Below are 15,144 nucleotides of genomic sequence, written 5' to 3'. Positions count from 1 at the left end.
GGGAGAGTAGGTCACCGCCGGAACATCATTACAGGTCGAGAGCCCCCCAACCACCAGGTTGGGGGGCTCTCCCACGTTAACCACCACACCACAAACACCCCACCAAACGCAGGACTAGCCCGGCACCCCACCGAAAACGCGGCACCCACCACACCCGCCGCCGTCGTGCACCACACAACCCGGCACCCGAAGTGACAGAGCGTCCGGCTGAACGTCGCACGAACTGAGAGAGCATCCGGCGGAACACTCCAGGAACTACGAGAGCGTCCGCTGAGGGCGCAATTCCCCCGCAATTCCCTGGAAAACCGGTGATTTTAGTCAAAAAATGGCGGAAACACGCGGAATTTGCGGACCTCGGGGGCCCAAGCTGGTAAGTTTTCGAACAGTGGCTTGCACGCATGCCGCGTTCAGGCTCCAGAAATCGTGACCGTCCAGGAGGACATCAATGGCTAAGAACCGTAGTGAACTTGTTTCAGAGGTAGCAGGCAAGGCCGGCACCAGCCAGGCAGCCGTCAACTCCGTCCTCGATGCACTGTTCGAGGTATTCGAGACTTCCGTCGCCGCCGGCGAGAAGATCACCATCCCGGGCTGGCTCGCAGTTGAGCGCACCGACCGTGCAGCACGCACCGGCCGCAACCCGCAGACGGGCGAGACCATCCAGATCGCGGCAGGCCACAGCGTCAAGCTGACCGCCGGCTCCAAGCTGAAGGCTGCAGTCGCCAAGAAGAAGTAGTCTTCTTCAGCAACAGCAGCAAAGGAGCGGCAACCTCAGGGTTGCCGCTCCTTTGCTTTAAGCCGATTCTGCTTTAATCCGATTCGCCGCGCGGGCACCCGTAGCGGACAATGGATAGGTGCCTTCTGCAGCAAAATCCCGTCCCACAGCACCCCAGCCAGGCCCCGACAGGGGCGCCCCGGCCAGGGCTGGCGGCGTCGTGGGGATTTCCCGGCCGTGGCAGCTCGCGGGCCTTGCAGCCCTCTTCCTGGGACTGACGGCGGCACTCCTTTTCTCCGGCGCCGCCGCGGCCCGTGAGGTCTCTGACCCGGGGGCACTGGTCCGCTGGGGGCTTCCCGTCAGCAAGGCCATCCACAACGTGGCACTGGCGACGGTGATCGGCGGACTGATCTTCGCCGTCGGCATCCTCCCCAGAGCTGCGGGTCCCCGGTCCCGGACCCACAAAGGCGATGCTCCGGAACATCCGGCGTTCGCCCGGGCCCTGGCCATTGCTGCCGCTGCGGGTGCTGCCTGGACGCTGTCGGCGGTGGCCGTACTGGTCCTTACTTACTCAGACGTTGCGGGCCAGGCCGTCGGCGGGGACGCCGAGTTCACCCGCGCGCTGGTGTACTTCATGACGGACATCGAGACCGGCCGGGCATGGCTGAGCGTGACCATCATCGCGGCCGTGGTGACCACCGCGCTGTTCGGCGTCAGATCCCTGGACGGCCTTGCCCTCACGCTGATCCTGGCGGTGGCCGGGCTGGTTCCCGCCGCCCTGATCGGCCACTCCTCAAGCTCGTCGGACCACGAAGGCGCCATCAACTCCCTGGGCCTGCACCTTGTGGGCGTCAGCGCGTGGGTTGGCGGCATCATCGTCCTGGCGCTGCTGTCCGGAATCCTGACCGGCTCGAAGCCCGGTGCCGCCGCCGACATCACCGAGCCAACGCTGCGGCGGTTCTCTTCACTGGCCGGCTTTTCGTTTGTGCTCGTCTTTGCCTCCGGCGTCATCAATGCAAGCATCCGCATCACCAACTGGGGTGACCTATTTGGTTCCCCCTACGGCCAACTGATCCTCGCGAAGACGGCGGCAACCCTTGTCCTTGGCGGCATCGGTTTGATGCACAGGCAATGGGTCATCCCCCAGCTGGGCCGCAAAGGCTCGGCCATGTCCTCACGCCGCGTCTTGTGGCAGCTCGTGCTCGCGGAACTCATGGTTATGGGAGCCACCTCCGGCGTCGCCGTGGCCCTAAGTCGGTCGGCCCCGCCGCAGCCCACCACGTTTGCGCCGGACGCGTCGCCGGCGTTCATCCTCACCGGCTACGAGCTGCCGCCTGAACTGACGCCGGAACGCTGGCTGACGGAATGGCGCTTTGACTGGCTCTGGGTGGCCGTGGTGCTCTTCGGGCTGGTGGCGTACTTCCTGGGCGTCGCCAAGGTGGTCCGACGCGGCGACAAGTGGCAGTGGTTCCGCGCCGTGAACTGGGTGATCGGCCTCCTGGTGCTGACCTTCATCACGTCAGGGCCGCCGTCGGTCTATGGCAGGATCCTCTTCTCCGCGCACATGGTGGACCACATGGCGCTGACCATGGTGGCCCCCATCTTCCTGGTGCTCGGCGCCCCGGTGACGCTGGCCCTGCGGGCGTTGCCTGCCCGCGGCGACGGCACCCGTGGGGCCCGCGAGTGGCTGCTCGTGTTTATCCACTCCAAGTTCTCCCAACTGGTCACGCACCCCATCTTCGCGGCGGCCAACTTCGCGGGCTCCATCGTGCTGTTCTACTACTCGGACGCGTTCGGCTTCGCCATGCGGGACCACGTGGGCCACGAGCTCATGATCCTGCACTTCTCGCTTACGGGTTACATCTTCATCCTGAGCATGATCGGCACGGATCCGTTGCCCCGCCGCGCTCCGTATCCCATGCGCCTGCTCCTGCTGCTGGCGACCATGGGCTTCCACGCGTTCTTCGGCGTCGCCATCATGGGCGGCACCAGCCTGCTGGCGGCCGACCACTTCGGCAACCTTGGCCGCGCCTGGGGGCCGTCCGCTCTCCTGGACCAGCAAATGGGCGGGGCCGTGGCCTGGGGCATCGGCGAAGTGCCCACGCTCCTGGTGGCCATCGGCGTCGCCATCATGTGGTCCCGCTCCGATGCCCGGGAGTCCAAGCGCACCGATCGGGCGGCCGACAGGAATAACGACGCCGATCTCACTGCTTACAACGATATGTTTGCCAAATTGGCCGAACGCGATGCCAGACTGGCTGAACGCAACTCAAAGCTGGAAGGACGCTGATGAGCGAAACCGTACGCACCCAACTCCGGGTCCGCGCCTCCGAACTGGTGGGCCGCAACTGGCTCAACACCGGCGGCAAATCGCTGGACCTCGAAGCCCTGCGCGGCAAGATCGTGCTGCTCGACTTCTGGACTTTCTGCTGCATCAACTGCCTGCACGTCCTGGATGAGCTGCGCCCGCTCGAGGAACAGTACTCCGACGTCCTGGTCACCGTGGGCGTCCACTCGCCCAAGTTTGAGCACGAAGCAGATCCCGTGGCCCTGGCCGCCGCCGTGGAACGCTACGAGATCCACCACCCCGTCCTGGACGATCCCGAGCTGGAGACCTGGAAGGCGTACACGGCGCGCGCCTGGCCCACTCTGGTGGTCATCGACCCCGAGGGCTACATCGTGGCGCACCTGTCCGGTGAGGGCCACGCTGACGGCCTGGCCGTGCTCATCCCCGAGCTGATCGCCGAGCACGAGGCCAAAGGCACGCTGCACCGCGGTTCCGGCCCGTACGTGGCGCCGGAAGCGACCTCTGGCACGCTGCGCTTCCCCGGGAAGGCTCTGTTCCTGCCCGCCGGGCGCGGTTCCGCCGGACCCGGTTCAGGCGCGCAGGGTTCAGGCGTCCAGGGAACGTCCGACGGCGGGACTCCCGCCGCCGCTGATACCGCCACCGACGGTTCCTGGCTGGTAACCGACACCGGGCACCACCGCCTCGTGGAGCTTGGCACCGACTTCGAGACCGTCCTGGCGACGTTCGGCTCCGGTACCAGGGGCCACGCTGACGGCCCGGCCGCCGCCGTCGACTCCGTCGAGCCGACCGCACGGTTCAACGAGCCGCAGGGCCTCGTGCTGCTTCCGGAAGAGGTGGCAGCGAAGGCGGGCTACGACGTCGTGATTGCCGACTCGGTCAACCACCGCCTCCGGGGACTCTCGCTCACGGACGGCAAGGCCACAACGATTGTTGGCAACGGCGTGCAGCGCCTGCTGGAAACCGGCCCCGCCCGGGTGGACGAGGACGCTGCCGGTTTCACTGGCCAGCTCAGCGAGCACCCGCTGGAGGTGTCCCTCAGCTCGCCGTGGGACCTCGTCTGGTCCACCAAGCTCAACGCCGTGGTGATCGCCATGGCCGGCACGCACCAGATCTTCAGCTTCGAGCCCCTCACCGGCGCCGTGGCAATTATCGCCGGCAACGGACTGGAGGGCCTGCTGGACGGGCCCGCCCACGAAGCCTGGTTCGCGCAGCCCTCCGGCCTGGCCGAGGACGCCGACGGCAACATCTGGGTGGCGGACTCCGAAACCTCCGCCCTCCGCAAGCTGGTCATTGACCACGGCGGCACGGTCACCGTGGAGACCGCCGTGGGCAAGGGCCTGTTCGACTTTGGCTTCCGCGACGGCCCCGCGTCCGAGGCACGCCTCCAGCACCCCCTCGGCGTCACCGTCCTGCCTGACGGATCCGTTGCCATCGCGGACACCTACAACGGTGCCGTGCGGCGCTACGACCCCGCCGCCGGGACCGTGTCCACGCTGGCCCGCGGACTCTCGGAACCCTCCGACGTGATTGTGGACCACACGCACGCCGCAGGCTCCGAACCGCTGCTGGTAGTGGTGGAGGCCAACCAGCACCAGCTGGTCTACGTGCCCATCCCCAAGGAAGCCCAGCAGGTGGACGAGGGCGCCTCGCAGACCCACCGGCCCAAGAGCCCGGTAGCCCCCGGGCTGCTCGAGCTCACCGTGCGTTTCACCGCGCCCACCGGGCAGAAACTCGACGACCGCTGGGGAGACCCCACGCAGCTGAAGATCTCCTCCACGCCGCCGGAGCTGCTTGTGGCCGGCGGCGGAACCTCGGTGGGGCTGCTCCGCACGCTGGAACTGGCTTCCGACATTCCGGAGGGCGTCCTGCACATCACCGCCCGCGCCGCGGCCTGCGACGGCCCGGAGGACGCGGACGGCGAAATCCCGGACCACGCCGCCTGCCACCTGTACCAGCAGGACTGGGGCATCCCGGTTCTCCTGACGGACGACGGCGACACCGAGTTGGTCCTGGACCTGCGCGGAATGGACTGATCACCGCCGCCGTGGTTTAGATCAAGAGGCTACGGCTTTGCGGCGCCGGCTTGCTGAGCCGGTGTGCAGAGGCTGCCTTCTGTGACCCTCGTGTCACGGGGGGGCAGCCTTTTGCGCGCCAAGGCAGCTCCCGGCCGCGGATTTCCGGGGTTAAAGCCGCCGGTCGTGAGGGGGAACCCCGGAAACTCAGGGGCTGGCGCGCCCACCGGTGGCAAAAGCGTGCTGTGCGTGACACGAGGCCCGCCGATAGCCCAGGCGCTAGTAGCTCAGGAGCGGGGTGACCCTGATGGTGTCGCCGGCGACGTCCAGGCGGGTGGTGAAGCTGAAGTCCACCTCTTCGTTGAGCGGGGACCAGACGCCCGTGAAGGAACTCTGCTGGACCGCCTCCACCTTGGCCTTCCCGTCGAGGGGAGCAACCACCCAGCGGCCGCCAAAGGGCTCGATGGATATCTCCGGGTACTCCGTGATGGTCCACTTGATGGTGCCGTCGTCCACGTTGTTGGTGCTGGCGAAGTAGAAGGGGCAGTCCGGCTGCAGCTTTTGCTGCTTCACGGCTTCGGCGGCGCAGGTGTCCAGGAATTCCTTGACCTTCGCGCCCACATCCTTCCGCAGCTGGTCGGTGGCCTCGGTCAGCAGGTTCAACGGAGCCGCCGGGACATCGCGGGATGTCACCGTGGCGCGGGTGGCGGGCGCGGCGAAGTATTCACCGTTCAGGGAGGCTTCGTATTCACCCGGATAGAACACGGCGAACGAATTCCTGCCTTGGGGCATGTTCACCGGGACACCGTTGAGGTTGGCTTCGCTGGCATTCACCACTGTCAGGCCCACCGTGGGCAGCCGCGACGGCACAAACGCCCACGTGTTAAAGAACAGCCATTCCGTGCCGGTCTTCTCCAGCACGAAATCGGTGCGAAGCTTGCTGCCATCGATTGTGTACTGCACGGGCACCATCACCTGGTTGCCGGCGCGTTCCTCCGCCTCGCCGATGCTGACGTTCGCCAGCCGGGAAGTGGCAGTCTGCAGCGCTGTGCCGTCGAGCATGGCGGCGTTGCTGGGCGGCACCATAGCCCGCAAAAGGCCCAGCGCCTTGCCACCGTCACCCTCGTGGAGGGCGTCCAGATATTCCCGGACAGGCTGCTGTGGGCTGGCCACCGTATTGTTCACCACGTTGACCCCAACGATGGCCGCGGCCACGGCAAGCATGAGGCCAAGCAGCCACCCTGCTGCCATCCTCACCAACGCCTGACTCATCTGCACTTCCCTTACGTTACCTGCAAGGCCGCTGAACACAGGTGTTGCCGCCGCCCCGTGTAGCAGGGTGCGGCGGCTTTCCTGACGCCCGACGGCGGGAAGTCCAGGGCGGGACATCGTCCGGTTTTGCCTACCGGCGGCGCCGGGACGAGGTGCCGAAGACGCCGCGGAGCAGCTCCCGGCCAAGCTGCGTGCCCAGGGAACGGACCATACTCTTCAGCCCGCCGCCCAGTGCCCCGCCGAGCGCACCGGCGATGTCGCCCACCATCCCGCCGCCGGCCGGGGCCGCAGGCGCCGGTGCACGCCGCGCGGGCGCATTAGTGTCGGCGCCACGGTCCGGCGCGGGACGGCTGCTGGGCCGGCCCAGGATTTCCTCTTCGATCCTGCGGGCCTCGGCGTCGACGTCGGCCTGCCCTGAACGTGGTTGCCCGGAACCGGCCTGCCCCGGACCTGGCTGCCCGGAAGTCCCCGGAACCGGGGGCTCGCCGGGCGCGGCTCCGCCGGTGGGCGCAGCGGCCTTGCCGGTGAGTTTCTCGTAGGCGGAGACGTTGTCCACGGCGGTCCCGTACTTGGCGAGCAATGCCGACCCGCCCACCGTGCTCTTGATGAGCTCCTCAGTGCTGGGGCCCATGACGGATTCCGGGGCGCGCAGGCGAGTGTGCGCGACCGGCGTCGGGGCGCCCTTCTCATTCATAACGGTAATGACGGCCTCGCCGATCCCCGCGGACGTGAGGGTCTCCTCGAGGTCATAATCGCTCATCGGGAACGTGGACACGGTGGCTTTCAGGGCCTTGGCGTCCTCCGGGGTGAAGGCGCGGAGGGCGTGCTGGATGCGGTTGGCCAGCTGGCCCAAAACGTCGGCGGGGACGTCCTTGGGTGTCTGGGTGACGAAGAAGATCCCCACACCCTTGGAACGGATCAGCCGGACTGTGGTGGTGATGGCGTTCAGGAAGGCCTTGGATGCGCCGTTGAACAGCAGGTGGGCCTCATCGAGGAAGAACACCAGCTTGGGCTTGTCCAGGTCGCCGGCCTCGGGGAGGTCCTCGAACAGGTCCGCCAGCAGCCACATCAGGAAGGTCGAGAACAGCATCGGCTTGGTCTGCAGCGTGGGCAGCTCCAGGCAGGTGATAACGCCGCGCCCGTCCGGGGCGGTCCGGAGCAGCTCGGCGGTGTCGAACTCAGGCTCGCCGAAGAACCGTTCCAGGCCCTGCGCTTCGAGGTTCACCAGTTCGCGGAGGATGACGCCGGCGGTGGCCTTGGACAGGCCGCCCAGTTCCTCCAGCTCGTCCTTGCCCTCGTCCGAGGTGAGGAACTGGATGACCGCGCGGAGGTCCTTGAGGTCGATCAGCTCAAGGTTGTACTTGTCCGCAAAGTGGAAGACCAGCTGCAGGCTGGATTCCTGGGTGTCATTGAGCTCCATCACACGCGAGAGCAGGATGGGGCCAAACGAGGTGATGGTGGCACGGACGGGAATGCCGTTGCCGTCGCCGCCCAGGGCCAGGAACTCCACGGGGAACGTCTTGCCGGCCCAGGCCTGGCCGATGCTGTCGGTGCGGGCCTTCAGCTTCTCGCTGCCGGCGGCCGCCGTGGCCAGGCCGGACAGGTCGCCCTTGATGTCCGCGAGGAACACGGGAACTCCGGCCGCGGACAGCTGCTCGGCCATCATGTGCAGCGTGACGGTCTTGCCGGTGCCGGTGGCGCCGGCTACCAGGCCGTGCCTGTTCATCATGGCCAGCGGCAGGCGGACCTGGGCTTCCTTGTGGAGTTCGCCGTCCACAATTGCGGCTCCCAACTCGATGGTGGCACCTTCCACGGTGTAGCCCTTCTGGATGGTGGCGAGCTTTTCTGCAGTGGTTTTGTTGGCCATGCCGCTAGCTTAGCGGGGCGGCCGGGAGATTCTTCGTGAACGCGAGCGACGTGATGATCTCCGGATCCTGGTCCAGGTCGAACTGCGGCTCATAACCCGAGGCGAGGTACAGGTGCTTTGCTTCAGGCTGGCGCGGACCGGTGGTCAGGAAGACTCGCCGGTAGCCCCGCCGGGCCGCCAGCGCCTCCAGCTCCGCCAGGACGAAGCGGGCGAGGCCGCGGCGGCGGTGCGCCGAGTGGGTCCAGATCCGCTTGAACTCCGCCGTGTCGTTGTTGTACCGGCGGAAAGCTCCGCCGGCTATGGACTCGCCGTTTCCTGGACCACCAGCAGCGCACCGCCCGGTCCCTTGAATTCCGACGCCGGGTAGCGGTTGAGTTCGTCGGCAGCGTCTCCGCGGCCAAAAAGGTCGCCGTAGCGGGAGTCGTATTCCACGGCCAGCTCATCCAGGAGCGGCCGGACCCGCGGATCGTGCATGGGAAGGTTGAGGACGGTCAGCGCGGACCGGTTCAGCGCGGACCTGTTCAGGGCTGCCGGGTTCAGTGCAGCCGGGCTGCCTATGCTGGTTTTCACGCCGCGACGCCCAGGACAGTCCTGGCCAGGGCATCGTTCTCGCGGAACGGGGCGGCATTGGTGCCAGGCCTGGCAAAGGCGCCAGCGCCCCAGCCGGACGTTCCCGCCCCACACCGAAGAGCCGACCGCCCGCCCGGCCGTGCCCGTCCAGCAGCTCGTGCCGGTCCGAGACGAGCAGCTTTCCGGTGGAGTGGATGCCGTCCGCCGTGAGCAGCTGCTGTTCGCTGCCCAGACCGGACAGGTGCAGCGACGCCAGCAGCGGGTTGAGCGACCGGGCCACCGACTCTCGTCCCTCGACCTGATTTCCCGTGGCCGTACCGCGTGGAACATCGTGACCACGGACAACGCCTGGACCGGTGCCAACTTCCGGCGCGGGGGATACCTGGACCACGCCGACCGTTACAGGCACGCTGAAGCATTCGTGGAGACGGCTAAGCGCATCTGGGATTCCTGGGAAACTGCGGAGGGACCGCGGGCCGTGTGCTCCATGAAGGGCAGCACTACACCGTGGACGTGACGCCCCGGCTGCCTCGAAGTGCGCAGTACCGGCCCGCGCTCTTCCAGGCAGGCGACTCCCCGGAAGGCCGCGACTTTGCTGCCCGCCAGGCGGATGTCATCTTTTCGGCCCACCCGAAGTTTGATGCTGCCGTCGAGTTCCGCAAGGACCTCGTGGCACGCTCGCTGAACGCGGGCCGCGGAGCCAACGCGGTACAGATCATGCCGGCCAGCGAATTCATCCTGGCACCCACAGCTGACGAGGCTGCGGCGAAGAAGGAATGGGTGCGCAGCCTGCAAATCGGTCCGCAGCAGGCCGTGGCTTACCTGGAGCAGTTCTGGGGCCGCGAGCTGTCGGCATACGATCCGGACGGGCCGCTCCCGGAGATTGATCCAGTGGTGGAGGAAACCTCCGAAACCCGCGGCAGCGGCTTCCACGGCGCCAAAGCCCGGCAGCTGGCGGACCAGTGGCGGGCAGAGGCCAAGGACAAGGGCCTCTCCATCCGCCAGTTCGTCACCTCCCGCACAGCCCGCGTGGACGCCACACCTTCACGGGTTCGTACTCCGCGGTGGCGGACCAGCTGGCTGAATATGCACGGGTCGGCGCGGTGGACGGCTTCAACATCTCGCCGTGGCTGATCCCGTCCGGCCTGGATGACATCGTGAACCACCTGGTGCCGGAATTGCAGGAACGCGGCGTCTACCCGACGGAGTATCGGGGCAGCACCCTGCGTGAAAACCTGGGCCTGGCAACTCCCGCGCGCACTGCTGACGAAGCTGCTGAAGCGGCCCGCGCTTTATGAGCGCGGACCGCCCCGGCGGCTTGTGGCAGCGCCTGTGGGGGACGGTGCGCTGCAGCTACATTGGGGTGTTCGACGGCGGCTGCGCTGGGGACGGTGCCGCCGTCCCCGACGCTGGCGCGGTCAGACTGCAGCTGACGGTGTGGGAGCAGCGCCTCTAAGGTACTTTGGCGTCCGCCACACCGGTTTCAGCCGATGATAACTGCAGGGCGGAGCCCGACGACGGATGGGCTGCTACGGCCGCGGCGTGCTCGGCCAGCACGCCCGTTTGGTGGCGGATCTTCAGCCGGTACAGCAGGGCCCCGCCGCCGGCGACCGCTGCCACGAAGATCACCCCGCCCCACTGCAGGTACCACTCGAACGGCGGCACCGAGTTGTAAATCTCCTGGCGCGGCCACACCAGGTTCAGTGTCATGGCACCGCCCCACAGGACCGCGAGGATGTTCACAGGCAGTCCCCACTTGCCCAGGCTGAATCCGGGTTCGGAGCCGTCGTCGGCAAGCGGCCACTTCTTCAGGAGCCGGTTGCGCAGCATCGGAAAGGTGACCAGCAGGTAGGACAGGTAAATCAGGACGATGCTGATGCTGGAGAGGATGGTGAAGATGGCCGGCTGCATTACGTTGACCAGTAGCGGGATGACGGCCATGATCCCGACCACGATGGCAGCGACAGTAGGGGTCCTGCGGACCGTGTCCACTTTGCTGAGCTGCTGGCTGAACGGAAGGTTGTTGTCTCTGGCCATGGCGAACATCATGCGGATGGCGGCAGCATGGACGGCCAGGGTGCAGACCACCACGGCCACTACGATGCAGGCGAGGAAGGCCTTGCCGAAGGGGCCTCCAAGCACGGAGAGCACCAGATACTGCAGGCCGCCGTCGGCCGCCCCGAGCTTGGGGTCGGCCAGGTCCGGGGCCGCCAGGATGCTAAAGAGCAGGATCAGGCCGCCCAGCACGAAGGATGCCGTGATGGCACGCAGGATGGCCTTGGGTGCCGTGCGTTTGGGGTCCTTCGTTTCTTCACCTAGGGAGCTGGCGGTGTCGAAGCCGTACATAACGTAGCCGGAGGCCATGGCGCCGATCAGGAACACACCGAAGAAGCCGAGGTCGTGGCCTTCCCCGAAGCCGGCGGTGTCGAAGAAGACCTCAGGCCCCCGCACAACGTGCCACCCCAGCGCCAGGATCAGCAGCACGGCCGCGGTCAGCTCAACAAAGACGCCGATGCTGTTGATCCTGGTCATCAGCTTCACGCCGAAGGCGTTAATGAGCGTGGAGATGGAAATCATGATGCTCGCCAGCAGCACGCCGTTGAGGGCGAAGTCGTAGGTGCCCGTTCCGTCACCGATGATCTGGAAGCCGGACCAGAGCTGCGGAAGGGTGAGCTGCAGGGCCAGGGCCACGGCGCCGAGCGCCACGATGGACGAGATGAGCAGCAGCCAGCCCGCCAGCCAGGACCAGGTCCCGGAGGTGAGCCGCTTGGCCCAGTTGTACACCGATCCGGCCACCGGGTACCGGCCCGCCAGCTCGGCGAAACACAGGGCCACCGTCAGCTGGCCTGCGAAGACGAGGGGCCAGGACCACGCGTACGCCGGGCCAGCCATGGAAAAGCCAAAGTAGAACAGTTGAAAAACACCAGTGAGGATGGAGATGTAGCTGACACCTGCCGCGAAGCTGGCAAACTTGCCGATGCTCCGGTCCAGGGTCTGCGTATAACCAAACTCGTCCATGCCGCTTGAATCAATACTCTTGCTGGGTTCCGCCATGTGGACTCCTAAATCAGAAAAGCACGATAGTGATGACCGGCCGGCCGTGGCGCATGGAAGGTCGATGCCCTGCCGCCGGGACCTTGCCGCTTAGGCGAGGGACGCGGTGAGCTCCATTTCTCCTGAGGTCATGGTTTCGCCGGACCGGCTGTCGCGGATGAGGTCCGCACAGCGTTCGCCGATCATCATGACGGTGATGTTGGGGTTGACGGTGACGTGTTCCGGCATGACGGAGGCATCCGCGACGCGCAGGCCGGTGACGCCTTTGACCCGTAATTCCGGATCGAGGGGCGACATGTCGTCGTCGGCCGGGCCCATCCGGACGGTGCCGACGGGGTGGTACACGGTGTTGTGCGTCTTGCGGATGTAGTCCCGCAGTTCCTCGTCCGTCTGCGCCTCGATGCCGGGTGAAAGCTCGCGTCCGGTCCACTCCGCCATGGCGGGCTGCGCGGCGATTTCGCGGGCCTTGCGGATGCCGGCCACCATGACGCGCATGTCGTGGCCGTCCGGGTCCGTGAAGTAGCGCGGGTCCACCTTGGGCTTGTCGCGGAAGTCGCGGCTGCGCAGCCGGACGGTGCCTCGGGAGCGGGCGTGCGTGACGTTCGGGGTGAGGCTGAAGCCGTTTTCCGTGGTGGGATAGCCGTGCCGCAGGGTGTTCATGTCGAACGGGACGGAGCCGTAGTGCATCATCAGGTCCGGGCGGTCCAGGCCGTCCTCGGTGGGGGTAAAGATGCCGATTTCCCACCATTGCGTCGAAGCCTGCACCATCGGCTGCCTGGCCTCGAACTGCACCACGCCTTCGGGGTGGTCCTGCAGGTGCTCGCCCACGCCGGGGGAGTCAACCAGGACCTCGATGCCGTGTTCGACGAGGTGTGCTGTGGGGCCGATGCCGGAGAGCAGCAGCAGCTTGGGCGAGTCGATGGCGCCGGTGGACAGGATGACTTCCCGGCGCGCGGAGAGGCGATGGGTCCGGCCGAACGCGGAGTCCACCACGTCCACTCCGGTGCAGCGCTTGTGCTCGTCGAACACCAACTGGCGGGCGCGCAGGCCCGTCAGCAGGGTGAAGTTTTCGCGCTCCATGATGGGGTGGATATAGGAGACGGAGCTGGAGGAGCGGGTGCCGTCCGCCCTGCGGTTGATCTGGAAAAAGTTGGCGCCGTTGATGACAGTGGTCCCGGTGTTGAACTTCGCACGCGGAATGCCGGTCTGCTCGCAGGCATCCAAAAGCGCGACGCCGGCAGGATCCACCGGGGGCACGTTCATCAGGTGCACGGGGCCTGAGTCCCCGTGGTGCGGCGCGTCCGGGCCGGCGTCCTCGTTGGTCTCCAGCCGCTGGTAGAGCGGCCAGGCGGTTTCAGCGGTCCAGCCGGTGGCGCCGTATTTGGATTCCCACTCGTCCAGATCTTCGCGCGGGGCCCAGAAGGCGATGCAGGAGTTGTGGCTGGAGCAGCCGCCCATGACCTTTGCCCGGGCGTGGCGCATAAAGGAGTTGCCGTTCTCCTGCGGTTCCACCGGGTAGTCCCAGTCATAGCCGGATTCCAGCAGTTCCATCCAGCGGTCCAGCTGCAGGATCTCGGGAAGGTTCCGGTCATCCGGGCCGGCCTCCACCAAGGCAACGGACACGTCCGGATCCTCGCTCAGCCGCGCGGCGACTGCGGCCCCCGCGGATCCGCCGCCGACGACGATGTAGTCGAACCCGCGCTCGCTGAGGTTCTCGACGTTGTCTGTATGCATCTAGTTCTCCTTCCCGTGGTCAGCGAACCAGCCGGTCACCTGGGGGCTGGTGTTCTGGTAGATGTGCTTTGCTTCCTGGTACTCGGCCAGGCCTGTCGGCCCGAGTTCGCGGCCGACGCCGGACTGGCCGAAGCCTCCCCACTCGGCCTGGGGCAGGTAGGGGTGGTAGTCGTTGATCCAGACCGTCCCGTGCCGCAGCCTGGAAGCCACGCGCTGCGCCTTGCCGGCGTCCTGGGTCCAGACCGCGCCTGCCAGCCCGTAGATGGTGTCGTTGGCCGTGGCGACGGCCTCCTCCTCGGTGCGGAAGGTCTCGACGGTCACCACCGGACCGAACGCTTCATCCACGACGACGGACATCCCGCGCTGCACGTTGTCCAGGACCGTGGGCTGGTAGTAGAAACCGGCGTCGTACTGCTGCCCTTCAGGGGCCGCGCCGCCACACCGCAGCCGCGCGCCCTCCTGTATGCCGCGCTGGACGTAGGCATCAACCTTGTCCCGGTGAGCCCCGGAGATCAGCGGCCCGGTTTCGGCGTCGTCATCAAACGGCCCTCCGATACGGATTTCCCGCGCACGGCGGACCAGCTCATCGACGAAGCGCTCGGCGATTGATTCCTCCACCACCAGCCGCGCCCCGGCGGAGCAGACCTGCCCGGAGTGGACGAAGGCCCCGTTCAGGGCGTTGTCGACGGCGGCGTCGAAGTCCGCGTCGGCAAACACCACGTTGGGGTTCTTACCGCCGAGCTCCAGCGCCACCTTTTTCACGGTGCCGGCGGCGGCCGCGGCGATGCGCTTGCCGGTTTCCAGTCCGCCGGTGAAGGAGACCAGGTCGACGGCGGGGTGTTCGGAGAGCGGTGCCCCCGCCTCCGCGCCGGGTCCGGTCACGAGGTTGGCGACGCCGTCCGGCAGGCCGAGGTCCTGCAGCAGCTGCATGGCCAGGATGGCGGTGGACGGCGTCAGCTCGGACGGCTTAAGAACGAAGGTGCAGCCGGCGGCCAGAGCGGGTGCGATCTTCCAGGCTGCCTGGAGCAGGGGGTAGTTCCATGGCGTGATCAGGCCGCAGACGCCCACGGGTTCGTAGACGATCTTGCTGACGACGGCGGGGTTCCCGGCGTCGACCATGCGGCCCGACTGCTGCCCGGCCAGCCGTCCGAAATATTCGAAGCAGGCGGCGATGTCGTCCATGTCGATGCGGCTTTCGACCATGCGCTTGCCGGTGTCCAGCGACTCCGCGCGGGCGAACTTTTCCCGGCGTTCGCGCAGTCCGGCGGCGACCTTGAGCAGGAAGGTGCCGCGTTCGGGTGCCGGGACATTTGACCAGATTCCGGAGTCGAAGGCTGCACGGGCTGCGACGATGGCACGCTCGGCGTCTTCCCGGCCGGCTTCGGACACTGTGGCCGCCACCTCGCCGTCGGCGGGGTTGCGGATTTCGCGGACAGCGCCGGAGACGGCCGGCTCCCATGCACCGTTGATGAACAGGGTGGATGCTGTTTCAGTTTTTTTGGTTTGGGGGACGTCCCGAAGGGGTGTGGCGTAAGTCATACGAAGGACAGTAATGCAGATTGAACGACTGTTCAATACTTTTATTGAACAGTCGTTCAATGCTACGTAGCGGGGC

Annotated in this window: 10 protein-coding genes and 3 pseudogenes; 6 read left to right on the top strand and 7 right to left on the bottom strand. The window is 66.8% G+C overall.

What is annotated here, in order from left to right; translation table 11 throughout:
- From NG697_RS12105 to NG697_RS12090, 4 genes are all read left to right on the top strand, one after another.
- The coding region (locus NG697_RS12105; protein WP_252614308.1) for a hypothetical protein at window positions 1–195 on the top strand (195 nt) is incomplete at its 5' end.
- Between the two features lie 250 nt (window positions 196–445).
- Entirely contained in the window at window positions 446–733 is a 288-nt protein-coding gene (locus NG697_RS12100; RefSeq protein ID WP_056341443.1) for an HU family DNA-binding protein, read from the top strand.
- Window positions 734–851: 118 nt separating this feature from the next.
- Window positions 852–3,002: a bifunctional copper resistance protein CopD/cytochrome c oxidase assembly protein gene (locus NG697_RS12095; protein WP_252614307.1), complete on the top strand. Its 2,151-nt coding sequence runs from the start codon at window positions 852–854 to the stop codon at window positions 3,000–3,002.
- Window positions 3,002–5,053, top strand: coding sequence for an NHL domain-containing thioredoxin family protein (locus tag NG697_RS12090; RefSeq protein ID WP_252614306.1), 2,052 nt, complete (start codon window positions 3,002–3,004; stop codon window positions 5,051–5,053). The genes NG697_RS12095 and NG697_RS12090 overlap by 1 nt, the downstream gene beginning before the upstream one ends.
- A gap of 258 nt (window positions 5,054–5,311) precedes the next feature.
- Here NG697_RS12090 and NG697_RS12085 read toward each other — a convergent pair whose 3' ends face one another.
- The 4 genes and pseudogenes from NG697_RS12085 to NG697_RS21340 all read right to left on the bottom strand — a co-directional run.
- Entirely contained in the window at window positions 5,312–6,304 is a 993-nt protein-coding gene (locus NG697_RS12085; RefSeq protein WP_252614305.1) for a hypothetical protein, read from the bottom strand.
- Window positions 6,305–6,434: 130 nt separating this feature from the next.
- Window positions 6,435–8,171, bottom strand: coding sequence for a helicase HerA-like domain-containing protein (locus tag NG697_RS12080; protein ID WP_252614304.1), 1,737 nt, complete (start codon window positions 8,169–8,171; stop codon window positions 6,435–6,437).
- 4 nt (window positions 8,172–8,175) lie between these two features.
- A pseudogene (locus NG697_RS12075) lies at window positions 8,176–8,645 on the bottom strand (GNAT family N-acetyltransferase).
- A 92-nt stretch (window positions 8,646–8,737) separates the two neighbouring features.
- Window positions 8,738–9,024: pseudogene (locus NG697_RS21340) on the bottom strand (hypothetical protein); the annotation flags it as partial.
- On the opposite strand from NG697_RS21340, the pseudogene NG697_RS12065 reads away from it, so the two are divergent.
- Window positions 9,019–10,039 (top strand): annotated as a pseudogene (locus tag NG697_RS12065) (LLM class flavin-dependent oxidoreductase); the annotation flags it as partial. The pseudogenes NG697_RS21340 and NG697_RS12065 overlap by 6 nt on opposite strands.
- Window positions 10,036–10,197: a hypothetical protein gene (locus tag NG697_RS12060; protein WP_252614303.1), complete on the top strand. Its 162-nt coding sequence runs from the start codon at window positions 10,036–10,038 to the stop codon at window positions 10,195–10,197. The pseudogene NG697_RS12065 and the gene NG697_RS12060, both read left to right, overlap by 4 nt.
- On the opposite strand, the gene NG697_RS12055 is transcribed toward NG697_RS12060, so the two are convergent.
- The 3 genes from NG697_RS12055 to NG697_RS12045 all read right to left on the bottom strand — a co-directional run bounded on the left by NG697_RS12055 (window position 10,194) and on the right by NG697_RS12045 (window position 15,068).
- Complete coding sequence (locus NG697_RS12055) at window positions 10,194–11,795, bottom strand: APC family permease (RefSeq protein WP_252614302.1); 1,602 nt, start codon at window positions 11,793–11,795, stop codon at window positions 10,194–10,196. The two genes, NG697_RS12060 and NG697_RS12055, sit on opposite strands and share 4 nt — an antisense overlap.
- Before the next feature lie 90 nt (window positions 11,796–11,885).
- Window positions 11,886–13,529, bottom strand: a complete 1,644-nt coding sequence (locus NG697_RS12050; RefSeq protein WP_252614301.1) for a GMC family oxidoreductase — start codon at window positions 13,527–13,529, stop codon at window positions 11,886–11,888.
- Window positions 13,530–15,068, bottom strand: coding sequence for an aldehyde dehydrogenase family protein (locus NG697_RS12045; RefSeq protein WP_252608027.1), 1,539 nt, complete (start codon window positions 15,066–15,068; stop codon window positions 13,530–13,532).
- Window positions 15,069–15,144: the final 76 nt, after the last annotated feature.

The sequence above is a fragment of the Pseudarthrobacter raffinosi genome (genome assembly GCF_023913835.1).
Taxonomy (GTDB): domain Bacteria; phylum Actinomycetota; class Actinomycetes; order Actinomycetales; family Micrococcaceae; genus Arthrobacter; species Arthrobacter raffinosi.
The sequence above is the reverse complement of the archived record's forward strand: the minus strand, read 5'-3'. Positions and strand labels throughout refer to the sequence as shown.

Bases quoted from the DNA above. Each gene is read 5' to 3' on its own strand.
- NG697_RS12045 (WP_252608027.1), bottom strand. From the start codon at position 15,068: ATGACTTACGCCACACCCCTTCGGGACGTCCCCCAAACCAAAAAAACT.
- NG697_RS12090 (WP_252614306.1), top strand. From the start codon at position 3,002: ATGAGCGAAACCGTACGCACCCAACTCCGGGTCCGCGCCTCCGAACTG.
- NG697_RS12055 (WP_252614302.1), bottom strand. From the start codon at position 11,795: ATGGCGGAACCCAGCAAGAGTATTGATTCAAGCGGCATGGACGAGTTT.
- NG697_RS12085 (WP_252614305.1), bottom strand. From the start codon at position 6,304: ATGAGTCAGGCGTTGGTGAGGATGGCAGCAGGGTGGCTGCTTGGCCTC.
- NG697_RS12060 (WP_252614303.1), top strand. From the start codon at position 10,036: ATGAGCGCGGACCGCCCCGGCGGCTTGTGGCAGCGCCTGTGGGGGACG.
- NG697_RS12050 (WP_252614301.1), bottom strand. From the start codon at position 13,529: ATGCATACAGACAACGTCGAGAACCTCAGCGAGCGCGGGTTCGACTAC.
- NG697_RS12080 (WP_252614304.1), bottom strand. From the start codon at position 8,171: ATGGCCAACAAAACCACTGCAGAAAAGCTCGCCACCATCCAGAAGGGC.
- NG697_RS12100 (WP_056341443.1), top strand. From the start codon at position 446: ATGGCTAAGAACCGTAGTGAACTTGTTTCAGAGGTAGCAGGCAAGGCC.